The sequence below is a fragment of the Citrobacter gillenii genome (genome assembly GCF_013337685.1).
GTDB lineage: Bacteria > Pseudomonadota > Gammaproteobacteria > Enterobacterales > Enterobacteriaceae > Citrobacter > Citrobacter gillenii.
Window position 1 is genome coordinate 259,441 of sequence record NZ_SUQN01000008.1, and the last position, 21,480, is coordinate 280,920.

Consider the following 21,480-nt stretch of genomic DNA (forward strand, 5'->3'; position numbering starts at 1 on the left):
GTAAATTTGTGGCTTCCCGCGCTCATTTATCCCCCAGGAAAATTTGGTTAACAACCAGTGACGTAATCACCGTGCAAGGCATCGGGCTGGACACTGGAAAACGTGACCACGATACGCTTACTAATTCCAGAATATCCAGGAAAACTCCAGGTATTCAGAACCTATATCTACGCTAACTCCCCTTTAACTAAGGGTACGAAGCGTACAGCCTCCACGGTATCGATAATAAATTCGCCTCCCCGACGACGCACCCGTTTCAAATACTGGTGCTCGTCGCCCACGGGTAAGACGAGAATGCCGCCTTCATCCAACTGCGTCATTAACGCGGTAGGGATTTCCGGCGGTGCTGCTGTCACAATGATGGCGTCAAACGGCGCTCGTGCCTGCCAGCCTTGCCATCCATCACCATGACGGGTCGAAACATTATGTAAATCAAGCTGCTTCAGGCGACGACGCGCCTGCCACTGCAAACCTTTAATGCGCTCGACAGAACACACATGCTGCACCAGATGCGCCAGAATCGCTGTCTGGTAACCGGAACCGGTGCCGATTTCCAGCACCCGCGATTGTGGCGTCAGCTCAAGCAACTCGGTCATACGTGCGACCATATAAGGCTGCGAAATCGTCTGCCCCTGACCAATGGGCAAGGCGATGTTTTCCCAGGCCTTATGTTCAAACGCCTCATCAATGAATTTTTCACGCGGCACGGCGGCGAGCGCATCAAGGACAAGCTCATCTCTGATGCCCTGCGCACGTAATTGTTCAAGAAGAGTGTGTACGCGTCTGCTTACCATTGCGTGTCGACTCCCACGCTGTCTAACCAATCAGAAACAACCTGATGCGCGCCGTATGCGGTTAAATCAACATGCAGCGGCGTGACAGAAACATAGCCTTCATCGACGGCAGCAAAGTCCGTATCCGGCCCGGCATCGCATTTTTCGCCCGGCGGCCCAATCCAGTACAACGTGTTACCGCGCGGGTCCTGCTGTGGAATAACCTGATCCGCCGGATGGCGACTGCCGCAGCGGGTAACGCGAATACCTTTAATCTGATCCAGCGGCAAGTCCGGGACGTTGATATTCAGAATACGCCCGGTACGCAGCGGTTCGCGGCTCAGCGCACGTAAAATGCGGCAGGTAATTGCGGCTGCGGTATCGTAGTGTTTATGACCATCCAGTGAGACCGCCAGCGCGGGAAAGCCAAGGTGCCGGCCTTCCATCGCTGCCGCAACGGTTCCAGAGTAGATAACATCGTCACCCAGATTAGGACCAGCGTTAATCCCGGAAACTACGATGTCCGGACGCGGACGCATTAACGCGTTTACGCCCAGATAGACGCAGTCGGTAGGCGTGCCCATTTGCACGGCGATATCACCGTTTTCAAAGGTGAAGGTGCGAAGCGAAGATTCCAGCGTCAGCGAGTTAGACGCGCCACTGCGGTTACGATCCGGGGCAACTACCTGTACGTCAGCAAACTCACGCAGCGCTTTCGCCAGCGTTTGTATACCGGGCGCGTGGACCCCATCATCGTTACTCAGCAATATACGCATAATCACCCGTTGTGTTAATAAGTTCCCTTACTACACTGGTGGCAAAGCTACCTGCCGGTAGCCAGAAGCGTAACTCAACGGTTACGTCATCCCACCAGTTCCAGCTTAATTGTTGTGGGTACAGCAGCATAGCGCGACGCGATGCGTCGACTTTCTCACGCAATAATAAAGACTGCAGCACGCTTTCATCGGCAATGGCGGCCTGTTCAAACGCCAGCGCATCGCGCTGAGTTCCCCACTCACCGCAGCCGGGTAATGCCGCTGTAATCATTAACTCTCTTTCATTAACGCGACGCTGTAATTCAGCCTGTTCTTCAGGAGTGGCAACAAACCAGCTTCCGCGTCCAGACAATTGTAGCGCATCGCCGTCAACAACTTGATTAAAGTCTGTTTTTTTCAATCGTTCATTGACTATTTGATTAAACAACGCGCTGCGGGCTGCCGACAACCAAAAACTGCGTTTATTGCGATCGCGCACCGGTGCATCGCTTTGCGCCCAGCGCAGCGCCCCTTGCAGGTTACTGCCGGCGATGCCAAAACGTTGGGCACCAAAATAGTTCGGTACGCCGCGCTCGAGAATAGCCTGCAAACGTGCTTCAACGTCAGCGCGATCGCTGACTTCACGCAGCACCACCGTAAAGCCGTTACCTTTCAGGGCACCTAAACGCAGCTTACGCTTGTGACGGGCGTACTCCAGCACTTTACAGCCTTCAAGCTCAAATTTGCTTAAATCAGGCATGACATTGCCCGGCACGCGCGCGCACAGCCACTGTTCAGTGACCGCATGCTTATCTTTCTGCCCGGCAAAGCTGACTTCACGGGCATGAATTTTCAAAAACTTTGCCAGTGCATCGGCGACAAAACGAGTGTTACAGCCGTTCTTAAGGATGCGTACCAGAACGTGTTCGCCTTCTCCGTCCGGTTCAAAGCCTAAATCTTCGACCACCACAAAGTCTTCTGGATTCGCCTTCAATACGCCACGGCCCTGCGGTTTACCGTGGAGATACGTCAGATTTTCAAACTCTGTCATTTTGCAGCCTTTATGAGTAACGCCACCGCTTCACAGGCAATCCCTTCCCCACGCCCGGTAAAACCGAGTTTCTCCGTGGTGGTCGCTTTCACGTTAACATCATCCATATGACAGCCAAGATCTTCGGCAATAAACACGCGCATTTGTGGAATGTGCGGCAGCATCTTCGGTGCCTGCGCAATAATGGTCACATCCACATTGCCGAGCGTGTAGCCTTTGGCCTGAATACGACGCCAGGCTTCACGTAATAATTCGCGGCTATCTGCCCCTTTAAAGGCCGGATCGGTGTCCGGGAACAGTTTACCGATATCGCCCAGCGCTGCCGCGCCCAGCAGCGCATCAGTCAGCGCATGTAACGCGACGTCGCCATCAGAATGCGCCAGCAGCCCCTTTTCGTACGGGATGCGCACGCCACCAATGATAATTGGGCCTACGCCGCCAAAGGCGTGTACATCAAAACCGTGTCCAATTCGCATTATGCATTCTCCTGATATACACATCATCCTTCAAGCGGCCTCTTTGTTGGCTGCCTTTGTTCATCCCAGTCACTTACTTAGGTAAGCTCCTGGGGATTCACTCAGTTGCCGCCTCGATGCAGCTTGAATGATTTTGTGTCTAGATTCTTCGGGTCAGATAAAATTCCGCAAGCGCCAGATCTTCCGGACGAGTAACTTTAATATTATCAGCGCGTCCTTCGACAAGCTGTGGATGAAAGCCGCAATATTCCAGCGCCGAGGCCTCATCAGTAATGGTCGCGCCTTCGTTGAGTGCTCGGGCCAGGCAGTGGTGTAATAACTCGCGGGGGAAAAACTGCGGCGTCAACGCGTGCCATAAGTCAGTACGTTCGACCGTATGGGCAATGTCAGTTTTGCCCGGTTCCGCGCGTTTCATGGTATCGCGCACCGGTGCGGCAAGGATCCCACCTGTACGACTGGTTTCGCTTATCGCCAGTAAACGAGATAAATCGTCCTGATGCAGGCACGGTCTGGCTGCATCATGCACCAGCACCCAGCGGGCATTTCCGGTGGCCTGCAAACCGGCCAGCACTGAATCGGCGCGCTCATTGCCGCCATCCACCACGGTGATTTGCGGGTGCGCTGCCAGAGGAAGTTCTGCAAAGCGGCTGTCGCCAGGGCTGATAGCAATGACGACATGCGTCACCCGGGGATGCGCCAGTAGCGCAGCAACCGAGTGTTCAAGAATGGTTTTATTGCCGATGGAGAGATACTGCTTAGGACACTCCGATTGCATTCGGCGGCCAAATCCGGCAGCCGGTACCACGGCGCAAACGTCCAATAAAGTGGCTGCCATGTTAAATCCTTGGCTGGTTTATCGATTGTTTTGCCCTGCAGTCTGAGCGCGTTTAGACGCGTCAGGCACCAGACGATAAAAGGTTTCGCCCGGCTTGGTCATGCTGAGTTCGTTGCGCGCACGCTCTTCAATCGCTTCCTGACCGCCATTGAGATCGTCAATTTCGGCAAACAGCTGATCGTTACGCGCTTTAAGTTTCGCATTTGTCGCTTGCTGCGCAGCCACATCATCGTTGACGCGGCTATAGTCATGTATGCCGTTCTTACCGAACCACAGCGAATACTGAAGCCAGACCAATAAAGCCAGCAACAGCAGCGTTAGTTTACCCATCCTGCCCCCTGAAAAACGGCATCATCATCCCAAAACATCCGCAGACGACTCTCCGTCTACAGGCGGGAATACCGCGACAACGCGGGCAAATGTACCACATTTGCTCGTTGTTACGTATACCCCGTGTAAGGAGAACATAATCTCATTGTTGGTTACGGTTTGAATTATGACCAGTCCGCGTTTCAGCCTCAGTAGCCATATAAAGAGAAGGGATATAGCCTAGCCCAGCAGCCACATAAACAATGCCCCGAACATCAGCCCCACCGTCAGCAGGGTACACGTCATGCTCAGGAACAGTCGTCCCTTCAATAACGAGTGCAGGGCGATTCCCGCCACAATCGCGACAGGCAGCAATGCAAGGAAAAACGGCCAGGTATAGAGGAAGAAAAACAGCGTGTTAGGGCCATACATAAGACATGGAATGCCCAGCGCCAGCAACCACGCCACAAAACCGACCACGGCCCCCGGTAGTGACCAGATGGTTTCGTCGTCGGCATTGAAGGTGTCTGACTCTGCAATAGTAATGTTATGGCTGTTACGCATAGCTAATCCTGTGACCTTGACTGACCAAGCCGATAAGCTCGGGGATGTCTCAGGATCTGATAATATCTTGCTGCCTCAGCAGGTCTAATAATTGAGGAACCAAATTTGTTACCAATTGTTCACCATCAAGGTGAATCTCTGGCGATTCAGGCGCTTCATACACCGCGTCAATTCCGGTGAAATTGCGCAGTTCACCCGCTCGCGCTTTTTTATACAGCCCTTTCGGATCGCGGGCTTCGCATGTCGCCAGCGGCGTATCGACAAACACCTCGATAAAACGCCCCTCGCCGACGCGCTCGCGGACCATTTGCCGCTCAGCGCGATGCGGGGAGATAAATGCCGTCAGCACCACCAGCCCGGCATCCACCATCAGGCTAGCGACTTCCCCCACCCGCCGGATGTTCTCTTTGCGATCGGCGTCGCTAAAACCCAGATCGCTGCACAGGCCATGGCGCACATTGTCGCCATCCAGCAGATAGGTACTGACGCCCAGATTGTATAGTGCTTCTTCCAGCGCCCCTGCCACCGTCGATTTACCCGAGCCGGAGAGCCCGGTAAACCACAGCACAACACCACGGTGACCGTGGCGTTGCTCTCGCTGTTGCGGCGTAACGGGATGGGCATGCCAGACGACGTTTTCGTCATGCTGCGCCATTACTTTCCTCCCAGCAAATCGCGTGCATTCCAGTGCGGGAAGTGACGACGCACCAGTGCATTCAGTTCCAGTTCAAACGCGCTGAACGGGGATGTCGTGGCCTGTTGCTGCTCGATGGGTTCGCGGATCAGTCCCGCCCCCACAGTGACGTTGGTCAGGCGGTCAATAATAATCAGGCCGCCCGTCACTGGGTTATGCTGATAGGTATCCAGTACCAGCGGTTCATCAAACGTCAAATTAACCAAGCCAATACCATTCAGCGGCAACGCGTCGACCTCACGCTGAGTCAGGTTATTGATATCAACCTGATACTGCACGTTATCTACGCGGGCACGCGTCTTTTTGCCCGCGACTTTGATGTCATAGCTCTGACCTTCCGACAGCGGTTGTTCCGCCATCCATACCACGTCAACGGCAGCATGCTGTACCGCAGGCAACACTTCGCGAGCATCCAGCAACAGGTCGCCACGGCTGATGTCGATTTCATCTTTCAGTACCAGAGTAATCGCTTCGCCCGCATGCGCTTCCTGGAGGTCGCCGTCAAAGGTGACGATCCGCGCGACGCTTGATTCAACGCCAGACGGCAGCACTTTGATTCGCTGGCCTACCGTTACGCGACCGGAGGCAAGAGTTCCGGCATAACCACGAAAATCCAGGTTCGGGCGATTCACATACTGTACCGGGAAACGCATCGGTTGGGCCTCAACAGCCCGCTGGATCTCTACCGTTTCCAGTACCTCCAGCAGCGTCGGGCCGCTATACCATGGCATGTTTTTACTCTGGGAGGCCACGTTGTCGCCTTCCAGCGCAGAAAGCGGCACAAAGCGAATATCCAGATTGCCCGGCAACTGTTCGGCAAAGGTCAGATAATCTTCGCGAATGCGGGTAAATGTTTCTTCGCTGAAGCTCACCAGATCCATTTTATTGATCGCCACCACCAGATGTTTGATCCCCAGCAGCGTGGAGATAAAACTGTGGCGGCGAGTCTGGTCCAGCACACCTTTACGTGCATCAATCAGCAGGATCGCCAGATCGCATGTGGACGCACCGGTGGCCATGTTCCGGGTGTACTGCTCATGCCCTGGCGTATCGGCGATAATAAATTTGCGTTTCTCCGTGGAGAAATAGCGGTAGGCCACGTCGATGGTGATCCCCTGCTCACGCTCGGCCTGTAACCCGTCAACCAGCAGCGCCAGATCCAGTTTCTCACCCTGGGTACCATGACGTTTGCTGTCGTTATGCAGCGTTGAGAGCTGATCTTCGTAAATCTGGCGCGTGTCGTGCAGCAGGCGGCCAATCAGCGTGCTTTTCCCATCATCCACGCTGCCGCAGGTTAAAAAGCGCAGCAGGCTTTTGTGTTGCTGGGCAACCATCCAGGCTTCAACGCCGCCTTCATTAGCAATTTGTTGTGCAAGTGTCGTGTTCATGGCGGCTCCTTAGAAATACCCCTGACGTTTCTTCAGCTCCATGGAGCCCGCCTGGTCGCGGTCAATCACGCGGCCCTGACGTTCACTGGTGGTTGAGACCAGCATTTCTTCGATAATTTCCGGCAGCGTCTGCGCGTTTGACTCCACGGCGCCGGTAAGCGGCCAGCAGCCAAGCGTGCGGAAACGCACCATGCGTTTTTTGATAACCTCACCGGGTTGCAGATCGATCCTGTCGTCATCGATCATCATCAGCATGCCATCACGTTCCAGCACCGGGCGCTCCGCGGCCAGGTACAGCGGTACAATGTCGATATTTTCCAACCAGATGTACTGCCAGATATCCTGTTCAGTCCAGTTCGAAAGCGGGAACACGCGAATGCTTTCGCCTTTGTTAATCTGCCCGTTGTAGTTGTGCCACAGTTCCGGACGCTGGTTTTTCGGGTCCCAGCGATGAAAACGATCGCGGAAGGAATAAATTCGCTCTTTGGCACGCGATTTCTCTTCATCGCGGCGGGCACCACCGAACGCGGCGTCAAAGCCGTATTTGTTCAGCGCCTGCTTCAGCCCTTCGGTTTTCATGATGTCGGTATGCTTGGCGCTGCCGTGGACAAACGGGTTAATCCCCATCGCCACCCCTTCCGGGTTTTTATGCACCAACAACTCACAGCCGTAGGCCTTGGCTGTACGGTCACGGAATTCATACATCTCGCTGAATTTCCAGCCGGTGTCCACATGTAGCAACGGGAACGGCAGCGTGCCGGGATAAAACGCTTTGCGCGCCAGATGCAGCATTACGCTGGAGTCTTTGCCGATGGAATACATCATCACCGGATTAGAAAACTCGGCGGCCACCTCACGAATAATATGGATGCTTTCCGCTTCCAGTTGCCGCAGGTGGGTAAGTCGTTTTTGATCCATAACCGTTCCTATGTAATGCCGTTATTGTTCTAACGATGCTCAGATAACTCGACTATAGGGAGGGCAAGAGAACGAATGAAATTACGAATTGGAATGAGTAGTTCCTCAAAGGAATAACGATCTGGAAAAGCAAATATCAAAAAGTGCTTAAGCCGCCGGATTTCGGGCATTTAGGAGCAAATGAAATTGTTTTACCCCGATCACGGTTTCATACTAGCGGGTAAAAATTTATGCTTGGTATTTAAGGACTCACTATGTTTTCCGCATTGCGCCACTTTCCTGCTGCCCTGGCGCTCGGCGTGTGCTTTATCCTTCCCGCACAGGCAACCTCTTCGAAGCCCGGAGATATCGCCAACTTCCAGGCCCGCCATATTGCAACGTTTTTTCCTGGCCGCGTGACGGGCTCGCCTGCAGAAATGTTGTCTGCCGATTATTTACGTCAGCAGTTTCAGCAGATGGGATACAGCAGTGATATTCGGACGTTTAATAGCCGCTATGTGTATACCGCCAAAAATAACCATAAAAACTGGCATAACGTAACGGGTAGCACGGTAATTGCAGCACATGAAGGTAAGGCACCGCAGCAGATTATTATTATGGCGCACCTTGATACCTACGCGCCGCAAAGCGATGCCGACTCCGATGCCAATCTCGGTGGATTAACGCTGCAAGGGATTGACGATAACGCGGCGGGTCTCGGCGTGATGCTGGAACTGGCAGAAAAACTCAAGAATGTCCCGACCGAGTACGGCATCCGCTTTATCGCCACCAGCGGAGAAGAAGAAGGCAAGCTCGGCGCAGAGAACGTACTCAAACGCATGAGCGCCGCCGAGAAGAAAAATACGCTGCTGGTGATTAATCTCGATAACCTGATCGTCGGCGATAAGCTCTATTTCAACAGCGGGCAAAAAACACCTGAAGCGGTTCGTAAGCTCACGCGCGACCGGGCGCTGGCTATTGCACGCAGTCGCGGTATCTCCGCCAGCACTAATCCCGGTCTGAACAAGAACTACCCGAAAGGCACTGGATGTTGTAACGATGCGGAGGTGTTCGACAAAGCGGGGATTGCCGTGCTCTCCGTCGAAGCCACCAACTGGAATCTGGGTAACAAAGACGGCTATCAGCAGCGAGCCAAAACCGCCTCATTCCCTGCAGGCAACAGCTGGCACGACGTTCGACTTGATAACCAGCAGCATATTGATAAAGCGTTACCCGGCCGTATTGAGCACCGCAGTCGCGACGTTGTACGCATTATGCTGCCACTGGTCAAAGAGCTGGCAAAGGCGGGCTAATTCACCCGTATCCTGCCCGGTAGCATGCAGATGCTTACCGGGCCTGTTACCGATTACCCTTCGTGCAATCCGCACTCCCGCTTCAGTCCGAAGAAGCGCGTCTCTTCTTCCGCCATGCCCGGTTCCCATTTACGGGTGGTGTGGGTATCGCCTACCGACAGATAGCCTTGCTCCCACAGCGGATGATACTTCAGCCCGTGTTGTTGCAGGTACTGGTACACCGTGCGGTTGTCCCAGTCGATGATCGGCAGCAGTTTGAACACGCCACGCTGGATAGCCAGTACCGGCAAATGGGCACGACTGCCGGATTGCTCACGACGCAGGCCGGCAAACCAGGTTTGCGCATTGAGTTCTTGCAGCGCCCGGTTCATCGGCTCGACTTTGTTGATGTCATTGTATTTCTCAATGCCTTCAACGCCCTGTTCCCACAGTTTGCCATAGCGCGCTTCCTGCCAGGCGGCACTCTCTTTTGCCCGGTAAACCTGCAGATTAAGTTTGAGCGTGTCCGTTAACTCGTCAATAAACTGGTAGGTTTCCGGGAACAAATAGCCGGTATCGGTAAGGATCACCGGGATATCCGGGCGAATCTGATTCACCAGGTGCAGGCTAACCGCCGCCTGAATACCAAAGCTTGAAGAGAGCACGTAGTCGCCAGGCAGATTCTCCAGCGCCCACGCCACACGATCCTGCGCGCTCAGTTTTTCCAGCTGGCTGTTGGTTTCCGCCAGCGCCATGACGCGCTCAACTTTTGGTAGGTCGTTTAATGCGTGTAGATCGAGTACGGACATGATTACCTCATCCTATGCCTGATGGTGCTGCGCTTATCCGGCCTACGCAGTCGGTAGGCCGGATAAGGCATTTATGCCGCCATCCGGCAATTCAGGTTATTCCCAGAAATCCCGGGCGGGATCGAGCACCGGGCGAATAATGCCCGCACGCACCGTAAAATCGCCGAAGCCTTCACCCACTTCACGCTCTTTTGCCCAGCGCCCAATCAGTTCATCCAGCAAGGCCAGAATTTCTGTCTCGGTGATGTTCTCTTTGAACATCCGTGGAATACGCGTCCCGATACGGTTACCACCCAGGTGCAGGTTGTAACGTCCCGGCGCTTTCCCGACCAGGCCGACTTCTGCCAGCATGGCACGACCACAACCGTTCGGGCAGCCCGTCACGCGCAGCACAATGTTCTCGTCGCTCAACGCATATTTCGCCATCAGGGCGTCAATGCTGTCGATAAACGTCGGCAGGAAGCGCTCTGCTTCCGCCATCGCCAGCGGACAGGTCGGGAACGAGACGCAGGCCATCGAGTTTTCACGCTGCGGAGTCACGGCATTCATTAAGCCGCTCTGCTGCGCAATCTTCTCGATCTTCGCCTTTTCACTTTCCGGCACACCGGCAATGATCAGGTTCTGGTTGGCGGTAATACGGAACTCGCCTTTGTGGATCTTTGCTATCTCCAGCAACCCGGTTTTCAGCGGACGTCCCGGATAATCCAGAATACGGCCATTCTCAATAAACAGCGTCAGGTGCCATTTTTTGTCGATGCCCTTTACCCAGCCGATACGATCGCCGCGACCGGTAAACTCATACGGGCGAATCGATTCAAATTTGATGCCCGCCCGGCGTTCCACTTCTGCCTTAAAGGTCTCAACGCCGACGCGCTCCAGCGTGTATTTGGTTTTGGCGTTTTTACGGTCGGTACGATTACCCCAGTCGCGCTGGGTGGTCACCACTGCTTCCGCAATGGCCAGCGTGTGCTCCAGCGGCAAATAGCCAAATTCACTGGCGGTACGCGCGTAGGTTTTCTTGTTACCGTGCTCAATAGACAGCCCACCGCCAACCAGCAGGTTGAACCCCACCAGTTTGCCATTTTCTGCTACCGCGACGAAGTTCATGTCGTTGGCATGCAGATCGATATCGTTCTGCGGCGGAATAACCACCGTCGTTTTGAACTTACGCGGCAGATAAGTTTGACCGAGGATCGGCTCTTCATCGGTGGTGGCGACTTTTTTCTGATCCAGCCAAATCTCTGCATACGCCCGGGTGCGCGGCAACAGGTGTTCAGAGATTTTCTTCGCCCACTCGTAGGCTTCCGCGTGTAACTCGGACTCGTACGGGTTGGAGGTACACAACACGTTACGGTTCATGTCGTTGGCGGTCGCCAGCGCGTCCAGTCCGACCGAGTTGAGCATCTGATGCACCGGCTTGACGTTCTTCTTCAGAATGCCGTGAAACTGAAAGGTCTGACGGTTGGTCAGACGGATGCTGCCGTAAATCGTGTTGTCATAAGCAAACTTATCGATCGCCTGCCATTGTTTAGTGGTGATGACCCCGCCCGGCAGACGGCAGCGCAGCAGCATCGCATGACGCGGCTCCAGCTTCTGCTCGGCGCGCTCGGCGCGAATATCGCGGTCATCCTGCTGGTACATACCGTGAAAACGGATCAGCAGAAAGTTATCACCTTTAAAACCGCCGGTGAGGCCGTCATTTAAATCTTCCGCAATGGTGCCGCGCAGATAGTTGCTTTCCAGCTTCATACGTTCAGCGTCGGACAGCTTACCTTCGACCACCAGTGGCCCTGGATGTTTTTCACTCATTAGTAGACATCTCGCTGATAACGGCGCTCAACGCGCAGCTCACTTAAAAATTCATCCGCCGCTTCGGTATCCATCGCACCGAATTCGGCAATCACTTCCAGCAAAGCCTGCTCAACGTCTTTCGCCATGCGATTGGCGTCGCCGCAGACATAAATGTGCGCCCCGTCATTAATCCAGCGCCACAGTTCCGCACCTTGTTGGCGCAGTTTATCTTGTACGTAGACTTTTTCTTTTTGGTCGCGTGACCAGGCGAGATCGATCTGGGTAAGTACGCCCTCTTTGACGTAGCGCTGCCACTCCACCTGGTAGAGAAAATCTTCGGTAAAGTGCGGATTGCCAAAGAACAGCCAGTTTTTACCCGTCGCTTCATCGGCAGCACGCTGCTGCATAAAGGCGCGGAACGGTGCAATTCCCGTCCCCGGCCCAATCATAATGACCGGTGTTTCAGGATTGGCTGGCAGACGGAAGTTGTCGTTATGTTCAATGAACACACGTACTTCACCTTCTTCGCCAACGCGGTCGGCGAGGAAGCTCGAGGCTCCGCCGGCACGGGCACGGCCTTCGACGTCAAACCGCACGGCACCGACGGTCACGTGTACTTCGCTTTCGACTTCCGCCTGTGAGGAGGCTATTGAGTACAGGCGCGGGGTCAACGGACGCAGCAGACCGATTAACGCTTCCGCGTCCAGCTGCGCCGGAGAAAAGCGCAGCATGTCGACGATAGGCGTGGTGGCGGCATAGTGTTGCAACTGCGCTTTATCGCCCACCAGCGGCAGCAACGTTTCACTGCGCGTTAAGGTGGCGTAATTTTCTACAATATTGGCTGTGTTAACCGTCAGTTCGAAGTGCCACTGCAGCGCGTCGGTAAGCGGTAGCAATTTGCCATCAACCGTGACCGGCTCGTCGCCTTTCAGCCACAGCAGTTCAACAATCTCTTTGACCAGCGCCGGATCGTTTTGATACCACACGCCGAGCGCGTCGCCGGGCTGATAGCGCAGGCCGGAATCGCCCAGATCGATTTCGATATGACGCACGTCTTTTTCGGAGTCACGACCGGTGATTTTCTGATTCACGGAAAGCGACGCGCTAAGCGGCGCTTCTTTAGTGTACGGACTGGTATGCACCTCGTTAATCGCACCGCTCGCAGCGGTCTGTACAGAAGGTACAGCAGGCGCTCGTGCCTTCAACACATCAACCAGACGGGCGCGCCACTGCGCAGCTGCCGGTTGATATTCAACATCTGCATCTACACGATCCAGCAAGCGTTCACCGCCAAGCTCCGCCAGTTTGCTGTCGAAGTTTTTGCCAGACTGGCAGAAAAACTCATAAGAGGTATCGCCAAGGCCAAACACGGCGAAGGCGGTATTTTCAAGTTTCGGCGCTTTTTTAGAGAACAGGAATTTATGCAACGCCACCGCTTCTTCCGCCGGCTCACCCTCTCCCTGCGTCGAGGCCACCACGACCAGCAATTTCTCGTTGGCAATATTTTTAAATTTATAGTCGCCGGCATTGATCAGGGTGACATTGAGCTTCGCGGCAATAAGATCGTCACGCAGGGCTTCCGCCACACGGCGCGCATTACCGGTCTGCGAGGCGGAGATGAGCGTGATCCCCGGCATTTCGGCAGCAGGTGCAGGAATAATCGCATTGGCGCCCGGCTGCTGATTCAGCACGCCCCAGAAATAGCCAGAAACCCACGCAAGCTGCGCGGGCGAGAGATCGGTCGTGGCCGCCTGAAGGCGTGCCAGCTGTTCCGGGTTTAGCGGAAGCAAAGCGGAAAGTGGGGCCTGTGTCGTCATGCGTTGTCATGTTCCAGTAAGCAAAGCGGATTTAAGCAATAAAACCCAAACTGAAGATAAGGTTAACGGCGAGAATAGTAACAATTAAAGAAGGGATAGAAATAACAAATAACCAAATGGACTAACCTGTTTTAGCTATAGTTATTAACGGCAAAACAGATTTAATAACCATATGATATATAAATAGTTATTTGATATTGATTGCGCAAATGCACTATCAGGATACCCAGCGCCCGTTTAACTAATGATAAAATTCGTATTATAAGGTACCCTACGGCGGTTTTTTGCATTCTTGAGAGTAGATAATGTCCACCACCCTGTTTAAAGATTTCACCTTCGAAGCCGCTCACCACCTGCCGCACGTACCAGAAGGGCACAAATGTGGCCGTCTGCATGGTCACTCATTTATGGTGCGTCTTGAAATTACGGGTGAAGTCGATCCCCATACCGGTTGGATTATGGACTTTTCCGAGTTAAAAGCGGCATTTAAGCCGACGTACAATCGCCTTGATCACTACTATTTGAATGATATTCCGGGTCTTGAGAATCCGACCAGTGAAGTACTGGCGAAGTGGATCTGGGATGAGATGAAACCGCTGGTTCCGCTGCTGAGCGCGGTGATGGTAAAAGAGACCTGCACGGCGGGCTGCGTCTATCGCGGCGAGTGATTCAGTCATTGCCGGATGGCGGAGCGTCTTATACGGCCTACACGTATCTACAAGCGTAGGCCGGGCAAGCGAAGCGCACCCGGCAAAATTTATCAGGCAATATTCAGGTATTTATGCGTTTGCATCGACAGACGCCAGTTACGCGCAATACAGGTATCAATACACAGGCGCGTGGCATCATCCTTCTGACTGATCGGCTGTAAAGCAATGATGCGCGGCTTATCATCGGTCAACGTCGCCAGCAGTTCATCCAGTGCTTCAATGTCGCGAACACGCCCCACCGGGTGCTTGATTTCATTGGCGCGTTCCAGCGCCTGAGATAACACGTCATAGCCGCCGCGCATATTCACCTTGGGAGAGACAGTCACCCAGGTGTTCGGCGTACAGCGGACTTCATGCGTGCCGCTGGTTTCAATCTGGCAGCTAAAGCCATTTTTTTCCAGCAAGTCGGTCAGCGGCATCAGGTCGTGAATGCAGGGTTCACCACCGGTGATCACCACATGGCGGGCGGTATAGCCCTGACGCTGAATCACAGCCAGCAGATCTTCGCTGCTCGCCGCGCCCCATTTATCGCTCTCTTTAGTCTTGGCCAGGATGCTGTAAAGCGAGACTTCCCGATCCTCAAGCTTATCCCAGGTGTGTTTGGTATCGCACCAGGCACAGCCAACCGGGCATCCCTGTAAACGAATAAAAATGGCGGGGACGCCGGTAAAATAACCCTCACCTTGCAGGGTCTGGAACATCTCATTAATCGGGTACTGCATAGTCTTCTCAATGTGGGGATAAACGATAATTATCGCAGATCCCCGCCAAAGTATCATGCCCGATCGTTGCTTTACGAGGCGATCGCCGTGACAAAGCGTGCCGTTATTTGTTGCGGACGGGTGATTGCGCCCCCAACCACTACGGTATGCGCGCCTAATGCCAGACAGTGTGCAGCCCGTTCAGGGGTGTCGACATTCCCCTCTGCCACTACCGGCAGGCTGACTGCAGCCAGTACCTCACGTAAAAAACCACAGTCGTTATCCGCGAGCACATGCCCACGCGTCTCTACCGTGTAGCCATAAAGCGTCGTACCCACGCAGTCAAAACCCAGTCGTTCTGCGGTGACGGCTTCGTCTACGCTGGCGATGTCCGCCATCAACAGCACAGATGGGTAGCGCGCGCGAATCTGCATAACCAACGCGTCCAGCGTTTGCCCACCGGGACGTGGGCGCGCAGTCGCATCAAGGGCAATAATTTCCGGCTCAACGGTCATTAACTCATCCACTTCCTTCATAGTGGCGGTGATAAACACGTCGCTACCCGGATAATCACGTTTGATGATCCCAATGATCGGCAGTGCGACGCTTTCTTTAATGGCGCGAATGTCCACTACGCTGTTCGCACGGATACCGACAGCCCCTCCCTGTGCTGCCGCCAATGCCATCCGTGACATGATAAACGGGCTGTGCAGAGGCTCATTTTCCAGCGCCTGACAGGAGACAATTAACTTACCTTTCAGCGTATCCAGTACAGTTTTCATTACGATAAAATCTCTTCAACTTCATTTTTGATAATGGTGACGTGCGGGCCATAAATCACCTGAACACCATTGCCACGAATAATCACGCCACGCGCCCCGGTTGCTTTCAGTGCGGCTTCATCAACCTTGCTGCCATCTTTCACCGTCACGCGTAGTCGCGTGGCGCAACAATCCACCTCTTCCAGATTCTCTTTGCCCCCCAGTCCGGCAACCACTGCTGCGGCACGTTCGCTTTGAGGCAACGCATTTTCTACTAACGTTGCGTTCTCACGGCCCGGCGTCATCCAGCCAAAGCGGTTGATCAAATAGCGGAAGGTGAAGTAGTACAGGAAGAACCACGGCACGCCCACCATAGGCACGTACATCCAGTTGGTTTTCGCTTCGCCCTGCAATACGCCAAAGAGGATGAAATCGATCAGTCCTCCCGAGAAGGTTTGCCCGATGGTGATATGTAAAATATGGGCAATCATAAATGCCAGGCCATCGAAGAAGGCGTGAATGACATATAACACGGGTGCCACGAACAGGAAGGAGAACTCAATAGGCTCAGTGATGCCGGTCAGGAAGGAAGTCAGCGCAGCAGACAGCAGCAGACCCGCGACAACTTTTTTGTTCTCTGACTTCGCCGTGTGGTACATCGCCAGACATGCCCCAAGCAGACCGAACATCATGGTAATGAAGCGCCCGGACATAAAGCGGGAGGTACCCACATAGAACTGCTGAGTGTTCGGATCGGCAAGCTGAGCGAAGAAAATACGTTGTGTGCCTTCCACTAATTGGCCGTTAACGATTTCACTGCCACCGAGTGCCGTCGTCCAGAATGGCAGATAAAAGATATGATGCAGACCCAGTGGACCAAGCATACGCAGGATAAAACCGTACAACAGCGTTCCCAGATAACCCGTTGCATCAACAAGGCCACCCAGTCCAAATATGAGTTTCTGGAAATGGGGCCAGACCACCGTCATTGCGGCACCGACTGCAATCGCCGCAAGCGAGCTAATGATCGGAACAAAGCGCGAGCCGCTAAAGAAACCCAGAAACTGCGGTAGCGAGACTTTATTAAAGCGACTGTGCAGCGCGCAGGTAACAAGGCCTATCACCACACCACCAAACACACCCGTTTCCAGCGTCTGGATACCCAGCGTCATTCCCTGACCAACAGCACCTGGGTTCTCATGCGCCAGCGTCCCGTTCAGGATCAGCAAAGCGTTGATAGTGGCATTCATCACCAGAAACGCCAGCAGCGCGGCAAGCCCCGCAGTGCCTTTATCCGTCTTCGCCAGGCCCACTGCTACACCAACCGCAAAAAGCACCGACAAGTTGGCGAACACAATGGATCCCGCGCTGGTCATGATAGTGAAGATAGCCTGCAACCAGTCAACATCTAAAAACGGGTAGGCCGTCAACGTATTGGGGTTTGATAATGCACCACCAATACCCAGTAACAGCCCCGCAGCGGGTAATATCGCAATTGGCAGCATAAACGATTTGCCAAACCGCTGTGCCTTTTCAAACCACGCCCCTGACGACGCGCCGCTAAACATATTCATCATTTTTTCATTCCCCTGACAATTGATGAAAATTTTTACCATAAATAATTTTATAAATGAAAATTATCATCAAAATTCTGGAAGTCGATCATACTTTTTTGAAATGACTGGCATCTCTCCCCCGCTTTCCGCCACACTATCGCCAGAGAAACGTATTAAGGATTTTGCATGCCAGAAAATGAAAACCTGCTGCTGAGACTGCGCCAGGGCGTAGACGGATACAGCCGTACACAGCAGAAGCTGGGTGAGTTTGTGCTGAGCGATCCGGCAAAAGTTGTCTATCTAACGATTACCGAACTGGCGCGCGAAAGCGACACCAGCGAGGCCAGCGTCACGCGTCTGTGCCGCACGCTAGGATGTAAGGGCTATAACGAATTTAAGATGGCGCTGGCGCTTGATCTCCAGCACGGACAGCCGATCGAACACGGCGGCGATGAGATTGACAATGTGGTCAATGAATCCGTACAGGCCTTGCAGGACACCGCAAAATTACTCGACAGGACATTACTCGAAGCTGCCGCCCTCGCGCTGCACCAGGCCCAGTCGGTACAGATTTATGGCGTGGCGGCCAGTGCGATTCTGGGGGAATATCTACATTACAAACTGTTGCGTCTGGGCAAGCCCGCACAACTGTTCAGCGACATGCATCGTGCCGCCATGAATGCCACTACGCTTTCCAAAGACTCGCTGGTGGTGGCAATTTCCAGTTCAGGCTCCACTCGCGATCTGCTTCATGTCGTTAAACTTGCGCGTAAGCATGGCGTCCCCGTACTGGCGCTGAGCAACACGCCGCGCAGTCCGCTGGCTTCACTGAGTGATATCCAACTGGTTGCAGCCAAACCCGAAGGACCGCTGAGCGCTGGGGCGCTCAATGCCAAAGTGGGCGTAATGTTATTAGTTGAATTGCTCACCACATCGCTTATCGCGCTGGATGAAAAGTACAGCGATGTGAGTCAGCAAACCGCCAGTGCGACGCTGCCGCTGCTACTTTAAAGACATAAAAAAACCCGCCGAAGCGGGTTTTTACGTTAAGAGCTAAAGAGCAGGATTACGCCTGACCTTTGATCTCTTTACGACCGTTGTACGGCGCTTGTTCACCCAGCGCTTCTTCGATACGAATCAGCTGGTTGTACTTAGCAACGCGGTCAGAACGGCTCATAGAACCGGTTTTGATCTGGCCTGCAGCGGTACCAACAGCCAGGTCAGCGATGGTTGCGTCTTCAGTTTCGCCAGAACGGTGAGAGATGACAGCCGTGTAGCCAGCGTCTTTCGCCATTTTGATCGCAGCCAGAGTTTCGGTCAGAGAACCGATCTGGTTGAATTTGATCAGGATGGAGTTAACGATGCCTTTGTCGATGCCTTCTTTCAGGATCTTGGTGTTAGTTACGAACAGATCGTCACCAACCAGCTGGATTTTGTCGCCCAGTACTTTAGTCTGGTATGCGAAACCGTCCCAGTCAGACTCGTCCAGACCATCTTCGATGGACACGATCGGGTACTGTTTGGTCAGTTCTTCCAGGAAGTGAGTGAATTCTTCGGAGGTGAATGCTTTGTTGCCTTCGCCAGCCAGAACGTATTTACCGTCTTTGTAGAATTCAGATGCTGCACAGTCCATCGCCAGAGTGATGTCTTTGCCCAGCTCGTAGCCTGCTGCTTTAACCGCTTCAGCAATAACAGCCAGAGCTTCTGCGTTGGAACCCAGGTTCGGCGCGTAGCCACCTTCGTCACCAACTGCAGTGTTCATGCCTTTGGCTTTCAGAACTTTAGCCAGGTTGTGGAACACTTCAGAACCCATGCGTACGGCTTCTTTCAGGGATTTAGCGCCAACCGGCTGAATCATAAATTCCTGGATGTCGACGTTGTTGTCAGCGTGCTCACCACCGTTGATGATGTTCATCATCGGAACCGGCATAGAGAATTTGCCCGGAGTACCGTTCAGTTCTGCGATGTGTGCGTACAGCGGCAGGCCTTTAGCAGCAGCTGCTGCTTTAGCGTTCGCCAGGGACACAGCCAGAATGGCGTTTGCACCGAAGTTGGATTTGTTTTCAGTACCGTCCAGATCGATCATGATCTTGTCGATGCCAGCCTGATCTTTAGCATCTTTACCCAGCAGAGCCTGAGCAATTGGGCCGTTTACCGCGCCAACCGCTTTCAGTACGCCTTTACCCATGAAACGGGATTTGTCGCCATCGCGCAGTTCCAGTGCTTCGCGGGAACCAGTAGAAGCACCTGACGGCGCTGCTGCCATACCAACGAAACCACCTTCCAGGTGTACTTCGGCTTCAACAGTCGGGTTACCACGGGAGTCGATGATTTCACGACCGATGATTTTAACGATTTTGGACATTAGGTTTTCCTCAGTACAAGTTAAACTAAAACTCCAGACAAACAATGCACCCGGATGGGTGCATTGCCGTTCTAACTTTTTACTTCTTACTTCGCCTGACGCTTCTGATGTTCACTGGCGGCTTTCACAAAGCCGGCAAACAGCGGGTGCCCATCACGTGGCGTGGAAGTAAATTCCGGGTGGAACTGACAGGCCACGAACCACGGATGATTCGGTACCTCAATGATCTCGACCAACTGATCATCACCGGAGCGGCCTGCAACACGCAGACCCGCAGCTTCAATTTGTTTCAACAGCATATTGTTGACTTCGTAGCGGTGGCGATGGCGTTCAACAATTGTCGGCGTGCCGTACAGCTTACGCACCAGACTCTCGTCGTCCAGCTGACACTGCTGCGCACCAAGGCGCATCGTGCCGCCCAGATCGCTCTTCTCGGTACGGACTTCGACGTTGCCGTCTTCATCACGCCATTCGGTAATCAGGGCCACCACCGGGTACTTACAGTCTGGCACAAATTCCGTGGAGTTGGCGTTGTCCATACCCACGACGTTACGAGCAAACTCAATCAACGCTACCTGCATACCCAGGCAAATGCCCAGATAAGGAATATTGTTCTCACGCGCAAAGCGTGCCGTCGCGATTTTACCTTCAACACCACGGTAGCCGAAGCCGCCTGGGATCAGGATAGCGTCGAGACCTTTCAGGATCTCAACACCGCGCGTTTCAACATCCTGCGAATCGATCAGCTTGATGTTGACGGTGACACGGTTCTTCAGACCACCGTGCTTCAGCGCTTCGATAACTGACTTATAGGCATCCGGCAGCTCAATGTACTTGCCGACCATACCGATAGTCACTTCGCCTGCCGGATTGGCTTCTTCGTAGATAACCTGTTCCCATTCTGACAGATTTGCTTCCGGACAGTTCAAGCTGAATCGTTTACAAATATAATCGTCCAGCCCCTGAGATTTCAACAGGCCTGGAATTTTATAGATAGAATCGACATCTTTCAGAGAAATCACCGCTTTTTCCGGGACGTTACAGAACAATGCAATTTTTGCACGTTCATTAGCCGGAACAGCACGATCGGAGCGGCAAATCAGAATATCTGGCTGAATACCGATAGAAAGCAGCTCTTTTACAGAGTGCTGAGTCGGTTTAGTTTTGACTTCACCTGCCGCCGCCATGTAGGGAACCAGCGTCAGATGCATAAACAGCGTATGTTCGCGGCCAATTTCCACGGCCATCTGGCGAATCGCTTCAAGGAACGGCAGAGATTCGATATCCCCAACGGTTCCGCCGATTTCGACCAGAACAACATCATGACCTTCACCGCCTTCCAGAACGCGTTCTTTGATTGCATTCGTGATGTGCGGGATAACCTGAACGGTTGCGCCCAGATAGTCGCCACGACGTTCTTTACGCAGAACGTCAGAGTAAATACGACCGGTGGTGAAGTTGTTGCGGCGGCTCATTTTGGTGCGGATGAAACGCTCGTAGTGACCCAGGTCCAGATCGGTTTCAGCGCCGTCTTCGGTAACGAACACTTCCCCGTGTTGGATTGGGCTCATAGTACCTGGATCGACGTTGATGTACGGATCCAGTTTCATCATGGTTACATTGAGGCCACGGGCTTCAAGAATGGCTGCCAGGGAGGCTGCGGCAATGCCTTTTCCCAGAGAGGATACGACCCCGCCGGTCACAAAAATATAGTTCGTTGTCATGCTGGACCTGAGAAGTTAGGGTGAAACGATGGAATTACCAAGACGGGAAAGTAGTATACCCGAACATGGCGAGCGCCACAAACTTTCATTATTCCTCCTCTTCACCAGGCTCACATTAACATCGGGAGTGAGAAAATAGCCCCTTTGGGGTAAATGTTTTTGACGTAAATCAATCGCTTGTTATTTAAAAAATCACACAAATCGCCCTTGAC

Annotated in this window: 21 protein-coding genes; 3 read left to right on the top strand and 18 right to left on the bottom strand. The window is 53.4% G+C overall.

Annotated elements, in window-relative coordinates; translation table 11 throughout:
• Positions 1 to 167: 167 nt before the first annotated feature.
• The 10 genes from pcm to cysD form a co-directional block, all read right to left on the bottom strand.
• Entirely contained in the window at positions 168 to 794 is a 627-nt protein-coding gene (gene pcm, locus FCH32_RS19885; RefSeq protein WP_096755923.1) for a protein-L-isoaspartate O-methyltransferase, read from the bottom strand.
• Entirely contained in the window at positions 788 to 1,549 is a 762-nt protein-coding gene (gene surE / locus FCH32_RS19890; protein ID WP_096755922.1) for a 5'/3'-nucleotidase SurE, read from the bottom strand. The genes pcm and surE overlap by 7 nt, the downstream gene beginning before the upstream one ends.
• On the bottom strand, positions 1,530 to 2,579 hold the full coding sequence (truD, locus tag FCH32_RS19895) for a tRNA pseudouridine(13) synthase TruD (protein ID WP_115257612.1): 1,050 nt from the start codon (positions 2,577 to 2,579) through the stop codon (positions 1,530 to 1,532). The genes surE and truD overlap by 20 nt, the downstream gene beginning before the upstream one ends.
• Positions 2,576 to 3,055, bottom strand: coding sequence for a 2-C-methyl-D-erythritol 2,4-cyclodiphosphate synthase (gene ispF / locus FCH32_RS19900; protein WP_096755920.1), 480 nt, complete (start codon positions 3,053 to 3,055; stop codon positions 2,576 to 2,578). Before ispF ends, truD begins: the two co-directional genes overlap by 4 nt.
• A 139-nt stretch (positions 3,056 to 3,194) precedes the next feature.
• Positions 3,195 to 3,890, bottom strand: a complete 696-nt coding sequence (ispD, locus tag FCH32_RS19905; protein WP_096755919.1) for a 2-C-methyl-D-erythritol 4-phosphate cytidylyltransferase — start codon at positions 3,888 to 3,890, stop codon at positions 3,195 to 3,197.
• Positions 3,891 to 3,908: 18 nt separating this feature from the next.
• Entirely contained in the window at positions 3,909 to 4,220 is a 312-nt protein-coding gene (ftsB, locus tag FCH32_RS19910; RefSeq protein ID WP_003034163.1) for a cell division protein FtsB, read from the bottom strand.
• Between the two features lie 219 nt (positions 4,221 to 4,439).
• Positions 4,440 to 4,763 (bottom strand): DUF3561 family protein, encoded by a 324-nt coding sequence (locus tag FCH32_RS19915; protein WP_117343149.1) that lies wholly within the window; start codon positions 4,761 to 4,763, stop codon positions 4,440 to 4,442.
• 49 nt (positions 4,764 to 4,812) lie between these two features.
• Positions 4,813 to 5,418 carry an adenylyl-sulfate kinase gene (gene cysC, locus FCH32_RS19920; RefSeq protein ID WP_115257610.1) on the bottom strand — a complete coding sequence of 202 codons (606 nt, stop codon included), beginning with the start codon at positions 5,416 to 5,418 and terminating at the stop codon, positions 4,813 to 4,815.
• The gene (cysN, locus tag FCH32_RS19925; protein ID WP_115257609.1) at positions 5,418 to 6,845 is read right to left on the bottom strand and encodes a sulfate adenylyltransferase subunit CysN; all 1,428 of its coding nucleotides are present in this window, start codon (positions 6,843 to 6,845) and stop codon (positions 5,418 to 5,420) included. Before cysN ends, cysC begins: the two co-directional genes overlap by 1 nt.
• Before the next feature lie 9 nt (positions 6,846 to 6,854).
• Positions 6,855 to 7,763 (bottom strand): sulfate adenylyltransferase subunit CysD, encoded by a 909-nt coding sequence (gene cysD / locus FCH32_RS19930; RefSeq protein ID WP_003034152.1) that lies wholly within the window; start codon positions 7,761 to 7,763, stop codon positions 6,855 to 6,857.
• A 254-nt stretch (positions 7,764 to 8,017) separates the two neighbouring features.
• Between cysD and FCH32_RS19935 the strand changes: the two genes are divergently transcribed.
• Complete coding sequence (locus FCH32_RS19935) at positions 8,018 to 9,055, top strand: aminopeptidase (protein ID WP_096755914.1); 1,038 nt, start codon at positions 8,018 to 8,020, stop codon at positions 9,053 to 9,055.
• Positions 9,056 to 9,108: 53 nt separating this feature from the next.
• Here the strand turns inward: FCH32_RS19935 and cysH are convergent, their stop codons facing one another.
• From cysH to cysJ, 3 genes are all read right to left on the bottom strand, one after another.
• Positions 9,109 to 9,843 carry a phosphoadenosine phosphosulfate reductase gene (gene cysH / locus FCH32_RS19940; RefSeq protein WP_115257608.1) on the bottom strand — a complete coding sequence of 245 codons (735 nt, stop codon included), beginning with the start codon at positions 9,841 to 9,843 and terminating at the stop codon, positions 9,109 to 9,111.
• Between the two features lie 96 nt (positions 9,844 to 9,939).
• Positions 9,940 to 11,652 (bottom strand): assimilatory sulfite reductase (NADPH) hemoprotein subunit, encoded by a 1,713-nt coding sequence (gene cysI / locus FCH32_RS19945; protein ID WP_174361408.1) that lies wholly within the window; start codon positions 11,650 to 11,652, stop codon positions 9,940 to 9,942.
• Positions 11,652 to 13,451 (bottom strand): NADPH-dependent assimilatory sulfite reductase flavoprotein subunit, encoded by a 1,800-nt coding sequence (gene cysJ, locus FCH32_RS19950; protein ID WP_174361409.1) that lies wholly within the window; start codon positions 13,449 to 13,451, stop codon positions 11,652 to 11,654. Before cysJ ends, cysI begins: the two co-directional genes overlap by 1 nt.
• Before the next feature lie 305 nt (positions 13,452 to 13,756).
• Here cysJ and queD point away from each other — a divergent pair, with 305 nt between their 5' ends.
• On the top strand, positions 13,757 to 14,119 hold the full coding sequence (queD, locus tag FCH32_RS19955) for a 6-carboxytetrahydropterin synthase QueD (protein WP_096755909.1): 363 nt from the start codon (positions 13,757 to 13,759) through the stop codon (positions 14,117 to 14,119).
• A 92-nt stretch (positions 14,120 to 14,211) separates the two neighbouring features.
• Here queD and queE read toward each other — a convergent pair whose 3' ends face one another.
• From queE to FCH32_RS19970, 3 genes are all read right to left on the bottom strand, one after another.
• Positions 14,212 to 14,883, bottom strand: coding sequence for a 7-carboxy-7-deazaguanine synthase QueE (gene queE, locus FCH32_RS19960; RefSeq protein ID WP_137400259.1), 672 nt, complete (start codon positions 14,881 to 14,883; stop codon positions 14,212 to 14,214).
• 71 nt (positions 14,884 to 14,954) lie between these two features.
• Positions 14,955 to 15,644, bottom strand: a complete 690-nt coding sequence (locus tag FCH32_RS19965) for an N-acetylmannosamine-6-phosphate 2-epimerase (RefSeq protein ID WP_117343143.1) — start codon at positions 15,642 to 15,644, stop codon at positions 14,955 to 14,957.
• Positions 15,644 to 17,200 (bottom strand): PTS transporter subunit EIIC, encoded by a 1,557-nt coding sequence (locus FCH32_RS19970; RefSeq protein WP_117343232.1) that lies wholly within the window; start codon positions 17,198 to 17,200, stop codon positions 15,644 to 15,646. Before FCH32_RS19970 ends, FCH32_RS19965 begins: the two co-directional genes overlap by 1 nt.
• Positions 17,201 to 17,365: 165 nt before the next feature.
• Here FCH32_RS19970 and FCH32_RS19975 point away from each other — a divergent pair, with 165 nt between their 5' ends.
• Positions 17,366 to 18,190 carry a MurR/RpiR family transcriptional regulator gene (locus tag FCH32_RS19975; RefSeq protein ID WP_115257600.1) on the top strand — a complete coding sequence of 275 codons (825 nt, stop codon included), beginning with the start codon at positions 17,366 to 17,368 and terminating at the stop codon, positions 18,188 to 18,190.
• Between the two features lie 55 nt (positions 18,191 to 18,245).
• Here the strand turns inward: FCH32_RS19975 and eno are convergent, their stop codons facing one another.
• Positions 18,246 to 19,544 (bottom strand): phosphopyruvate hydratase, encoded by a 1,299-nt coding sequence (gene eno, locus FCH32_RS19980; RefSeq protein ID WP_115257599.1) that lies wholly within the window; start codon positions 19,542 to 19,544, stop codon positions 18,246 to 18,248.
• A gap of 86 nt (positions 19,545 to 19,630) precedes the next feature.
• On the bottom strand, positions 19,631 to 21,268 hold the full coding sequence (pyrG, locus tag FCH32_RS19985; protein WP_096755904.1) for a glutamine hydrolyzing CTP synthase: 1,638 nt from the start codon (positions 21,266 to 21,268) through the stop codon (positions 19,631 to 19,633).
• Between the last annotated feature and the right edge of the window lie 212 nt (positions 21,269 to 21,480).